This window comes from Clostridia bacterium (assembly GCA_028698525.1).
Classification (GTDB): domain Bacteria; phylum Bacillota; class Clostridia; order JAQVDB01; family JAQVDB01; genus JAQVDB01.
The window spans coordinates 1-5,147 of record JAQVDB010000096.1; the positions used below are offsets into that span (position 1 = coordinate 1).

The window sequence follows — 5,147 nt, forward strand, 5'->3', positions numbered from 1 at the left end:
TACCATATAATCAAGAAGAAATGCTGATGGAGCAGCAGAGCATACTGGAAGAGCAGCTTGAGGCTATTAAAAAAGAAATTCAAAACCTCAAGGGTGATAAAAATCAAGAGGAAGAATAACAAAAACTAAAAGTGGCGGGTGTTTATAGTCCGCCACTTTTTTATTGACAAAAAAAGATAAGGTGGTAAAATTTAATAAGGGCTGATTGTGAGGTATAATTGATAATGATAATCAATAACAGCGTACAATCATATTTTTAAAAGCATAAATTGAGGGGGTCGGCCGATGGAGGCAAATAGAGTAATTCCTCTTTCACACTTAAGAAATGGTGAGAGTGGTAAAGTAATAGATATAGCAGCCGGGCCTGGCATGCGTTCTAAATTAGAAGCTTTAGGCATAAGAAAAGGGGTTATAGTTACAAAAAAAAGCACAATTTTAAATGGAGGGCCGGTAATAGTAAATGTAGGAAACTGTGAACTTGCTATGGGATACGGGATGGCCAACAAGGTAAAAGTTGAGGTGGCTTATAAATGAGAATACTCCTTATAGGCAACCCCAATGTTGGTAAGAGTGTGATATTTTCTCAACTTACAGGTGTCAGCGTAACCACATCTAATTATCCCGGTACTACTGTGGAGTTTTCCAAGGGATATATGACATATAATGGTGAGAAGCATGAGATTATAGATGTGCCGGGCACATACGATTTAGATCCTACCTGTCAAGCGGAAAAGGTTGCTGTAGATATGTTGGATAGTGGAGATGTGTTTATTAATGTAGTTGATTCTACAAACCTTGAAAGGAATTTGAACTTAACCCTTCAATTGATGGAATTCGGTAAACCCATGGTGATAGCATTGAATTTATGGGATGAAGCTAGGCACAAGGGTATAGAAATAGATCAGGAAAAATTGAGTCATATATTAGGCGTTCCTGTGGTGCCTACAAGTGCAGTGAGCGGAGAGGGAATGCAGGAATTGAGGGAAAAGTGTTTAAATGCTCAACCGGTAAAGTGGGACAAACTGAAGCAGGAAAAGCGATGGGAGATGATGGGGAATATAGTATCTCAAGTACAAAATCTTTCCCATAGACATCATACATTCCTTGAAAGGTTGGAGGATATAAGTATTCATCCTATATTCGGTCTGCCTGTGGCTTTTGGGATATTATATTTAGTATTCAAGTTCATCACAATTTTCGGTGATTTATTGGAGGGACTGATGCTCAAGTTTTTCCAATCGGTTTACTCCCCTTTTATATTCTGGTTTAGCCGACAGCTGGGAGGAAAAGGGTTTCTTCACTATATATTTATAGGAGATATTTCAGGTGGTATAATACAATATGAAGAGGCTATGGGCGTGCTCACTACAGGTGTATATGTAGCCTTTGGAATAGTGCTGCCTTATATATTTCTTTTTTACCTGATAATCGGATTTTTAGAAGACTTGGGTTATCTCCCCAGGATGGCGATACTGTTTGACAAGATAATGCATAAAATAGGATTGCATGGTTACTCCATCCTTCCTATGTTGTTGTCCTTCGGATGTAACGTACCGGGAGTGCTTGCAGTGAGAAATCTGGAGACTAGAAGGGAGAGATTTATCACTGCTGTTGTAACCTGTATCACCATACCCTGTATGGCACAGACTACATTGATTTTTAGAATGATGGGCAAAAGAGGCGGTATTTATATATTGCTTGTATTTGTTACATTAGTGACCGTATGGAGTTTGTTGGGAATGTCTTTGAACAGGTTGGTTAAAGGTGCAACACCTACGCTTTTGATAGAAGTGCCTCCTTACCGTCTTCCTGATTTCAATGTCCAGATGAAAAAATTGTGGATGAGGCTTACAGGATTTTTTAAAGAGGCTATACCATATGTTTTAGGCGGTGTTTTTATCGTCAATTTGATGTATTTTAGTGGTATAATAGATTTATTATCAAAATGGGCTGCCCCTCTTGTGAGAGGAATATTTGGTTTGCCTGAAGAAACAGTATCGGCACTGATAATAGGACTGTTGAGAAAGGATGTAGCCGTTGCCCTGCTTGAACCTATCGGATTGACTAATACTCAGTCGGTGGTAGCTGTAGTAGTGCTTATATTATATTTCCCTTGTATAGCTACTTTTACAGTTTTATTGAAGGAGCTAGGGGGAAAAGATATGCTCAAGGCCATTGGAATTATGTTTTTGGTAACTTTGATAGCAGGAGGCTTTTTAAATCTGATGCTAGGTACTATATTTAGCCCTGTGGGTCTTATAGTAGCGGAAATAATATTGATCATCCTTTTTGGTACCATACTGGGAGAAAGAGGGGATATGGAAATCAGTTAGATTATTTCCGGTAAGGGTATGTATAAATATAGATATTGATTGTTTTGTGTTAAAACATATAAAAAGGAGAGGTTAGATATGGATTGTAAGAATGCTATAAATTGTCCTATATATAATATGTTCAAAACTGATCTTTTAAAAAATATCTATATAAGGAAGTACTGTACTAGTAATTTTGAGGATTGCGAGAGATATAAACTAAAACGCAGTAATCTGAAAGTGCCACAGGATCTGCTACCTGATGGCAAAAGACTAAGCGATATACACAAAAATTGATGTAAATGGGGTTTATAGACATATGATTCATGTATTTTCTTTAAATGGATATAATATTGTGCTCGATGTGAATAGTAGCACTATACATTTGGTTGATGATATCATGTATGATATTTTGAATGAGTTTGATGATATGCCTTCTATGGATTCGATTGCACGGGAGTTTGAGGATAGATATGATATTTCTCAGTTAAGAGAATGTTATGATGACATCAATCAGCTTTATCAACAGGGAACGCTGTATTCTTCAGATTTTGATCAGTCCCTATTGAAAAAAACAAATCATAAAAACAACTATGTCAAAGCACTATGTATGCATGTTGCCCATGACTGTAACTTGAGATGTGAGTACTGTTTTGCATCTAAAGGGGATTATAAGACTGATAGAGGATTGATGCCTAAACAAGTTGCATTTGAATGTATAGATTTTTTGGCACAAAATTCAGGGGCTAGGAAAAATATAGAGGTGGATTTTTTCGGCGGAGAGCCTTTGATGAATTTTGATGTTGTAAAGGATGCTGTTTTATATGCAAAAGATAAACAGGAGGAATACGGGAAGGAATTCCATTTTACAATTACCACAAATGGATTGCTGCTGGACGAATGCTCTATAGATTTTATCAATGAATATATGGATAACGTAGTTATAAGCATAGACGGCAGAAAGCAAGTGCACGATGCAATACGTTATGACAGAGAGCACAGGGGATCTTACGATAGGATACTCGATAATGCATTGAATCTTGTGCACAAGAGAGGGAACAAGCAGTACTTTATACGAGGTACTTTTACAGCAAATAATCTTGACTTTGGTGAGGATGTATTTCATCTTGCAGATCTAGGCTTTGATGAGATTTCCATAGAGCCGGTTGTTGGAAGTGGGAGACCTTTTGATATCAAAGAAGAGCATCTTGATGTTATAAAGAAAGAATATGAAGATTTGGCGATTAGATATTTGGATAGAATAAAGCGAGGAAAACCGTTTGTTTTTTATCATTTTAATCTTGATATATTTGAGAGCCCATGCATATATAAACGGATCACCTCATGTGGTGCCGGGTATGAATATTTTGCAGTATCTCCCAAAGGCGAACTTTATCCTTGTCACCAGTTTGTAGGCCAGCCGGAATTTGTGATGGGGGATATCTATAAGGGCATAAATAATGGTCAAATGAGCAAGCTTTTTAGAGATAATAATGTGCTCAATAAAACTGAATGTAGAGATTGTTGGGCCAAGTACTATTGTTCAGGAGGATGTCACGCCAATGCATATTATTCGAATGGCGATATATCTGATCCAAATCGTATAGCTTGTGAGATGCAGAAAAAAAGAATAGAATGTGCTATCATGATCCAGGCGGCAAAAAGTACGATTTAATATAAATCCCGAGGGTATATTTTCACCTCGGGATTTTGTATTTTAGGATAAATTTTCTTTGGGCATAGTGTTTGTTTTAGATTTTAAAGGCATTTCTATATCCACAGTAGATAACCCAAGCACATATAACATGGGACAAAATTTAGTCACTCCCTCTGCAACTTTTATCGCACCAAATCCTGTCATTATTGAGGAAGATTTTGATATGCCGTAGCCCAGCATCATCAACCCTGATGCGATTCTTATATAGCTATCCAGTATACCTACATTTTTTTGTATATGCATATAAACACTCCTTTTTTAGATTTTACTAATCTTATTTTCTCCTATTAAAAGGTTTTTAAAAGGGTATATTATAGAATATCGATTTATTTTACAACAACACAAGGGGACAGTCCTTTTGTGTCGTCTTATTATTGTATACACGTACGGGACTCGTATATAGAAGACCGCTCATGCCATAAATATTTGGAAAAAGCTAAGGCTCACTCCATTCCGAAAATACCAAGCTTTTCCCGAACTCGCTAGCGCTCAGACATGAAAAGCTAAACTGGTATTTCCTGCATTACGCTCGCCAAGCTTTTTATCCAAATATTTATAAGCAGTTCGCTAACCTTCTATATACGAGTCCCTGTTCGGTGGTTCTAAACCAAATTTTGTATAGGGTATTATATGCACCCGATACTGATATTCCTAATTTTAAACCTGCTATTCAAATATAATTTTTTAATCAGAAAGGATGATCATTATGGGGAAAAAGGTGATAATAATTGGCGGTGTTGGCGGAGGAGCCACTGCTGCAGCACGTTTGAGGAGATTGAGTGAAGATACTGAAATAATAATGTTTGAAAAGGGAGAGCATATTTCTTTTGCAAATTGTGGTCTGCCATATTATATAGGCGGTGTTATTGAAGATAGGGAAGATCTTTTTGTACAGACTCCTGGGGCTATGAAAAAAAGGTTCAATATAGATGTCAGAGTAAATAGTGAAGTGATCCGAATAGATAGAGCTACCAAGAATGTTGTTGTAAAAGACTTAAAGACTTCTGATATTTATAGTGAAACATATGATAATATAATTTTGTCTCCGGGGGCGAATCCGGTGAAGCCACCTATTCCCGGTGTTGATAGTAATCGTGTATTTACTGTTAGAAATATTC

General features: G+C 36.9%; 6 protein-coding genes. 5 read left to right on the forward strand and 1 reads right to left on the reverse strand.

Translation table 11 applies throughout. The features are described from left to right. The first annotated feature begins 285 nt into the window (after positions 1-285). From PHP06_10410 to scfB, 4 genes are all read left to right on the forward strand, one after another. The gene (locus tag PHP06_10410) at positions 286-534 is read left to right on the forward strand and encodes a FeoA family protein (protein MDD3840953.1); all 249 of its coding nucleotides are present in this window, start codon (positions 286-288) and stop codon (positions 532-534) included. Continuing rightward, the gene (locus PHP06_10415; GenBank protein ID MDD3840954.1) at positions 531-2,333 is read left to right on the forward strand and encodes a ferrous iron transporter B; all 1,803 of its coding nucleotides are present in this window, start codon (positions 531-533) and stop codon (positions 2,331-2,333) included. The genes PHP06_10410 and PHP06_10415 overlap by 4 nt, the downstream gene beginning before the upstream one ends. Positions 2,334-2,411: 78 nt before the next feature. Continuing rightward, positions 2,412-2,609: a hypothetical protein gene (locus PHP06_10420; GenBank protein MDD3840955.1), complete on the forward strand. Its 198-nt coding sequence runs from the start codon at positions 2,412-2,414 to the stop codon at positions 2,607-2,609. Between the two features lie 22 nt (positions 2,610-2,631). Next, a complete protein-coding gene (gene scfB / locus PHP06_10425) occupies positions 2,632-3,987 on the forward strand; it encodes a thioether cross-link-forming SCIFF peptide maturase (GenBank protein MDD3840956.1) in 1,356 nt (451 codons plus the stop codon). A 42-nt stretch (positions 3,988-4,029) separates the two neighbouring features. On the opposite strand, the gene PHP06_10430 is transcribed toward scfB, so the two are convergent. Continuing rightward, a complete protein-coding gene (locus PHP06_10430; GenBank protein MDD3840957.1) occupies positions 4,030-4,272 on the reverse strand; it encodes a DUF2892 domain-containing protein in 243 nt (80 codons plus the stop codon). A 463-nt stretch (positions 4,273-4,735) separates the two neighbouring features. On the opposite strand from PHP06_10430, the gene PHP06_10435 reads away from it, so the two are divergent. Then, positions 4,736-5,147 (forward strand): FAD-dependent oxidoreductase (locus PHP06_10435; protein ID MDD3840958.1); only part of this gene is annotated, 412 nt, incomplete at its 3' end.

What these genes read in the sequence shown, in the direction of transcription:
- PHP06_10410 (MDD3840953.1), top strand. Translation starts at nt 286, where the DNA reads ATGGAGGCAAATAGAGTAATTCCTCTTTCACACTTAAGAAATGGTGAG.
- PHP06_10415 (MDD3840954.1), top strand. Translation starts at nt 531, where the DNA reads ATGAGAATACTCCTTATAGGCAACCCCAATGTTGGTAAGAGTGTGATA.
- PHP06_10420 (MDD3840955.1), top strand. Translation starts at nt 2,412, where the DNA reads ATGGATTGTAAGAATGCTATAAATTGTCCTATATATAATATGTTCAAA.
- scfB (MDD3840956.1), top strand. Translation starts at nt 2,632, where the DNA reads ATGATTCATGTATTTTCTTTAAATGGATATAATATTGTGCTCGATGTG.
- PHP06_10430 (MDD3840957.1), bottom strand. Translation starts at nt 4,272, where the DNA reads ATGCATATACAAAAAAATGTAGGTATACTGGATAGCTATATAAGAATC.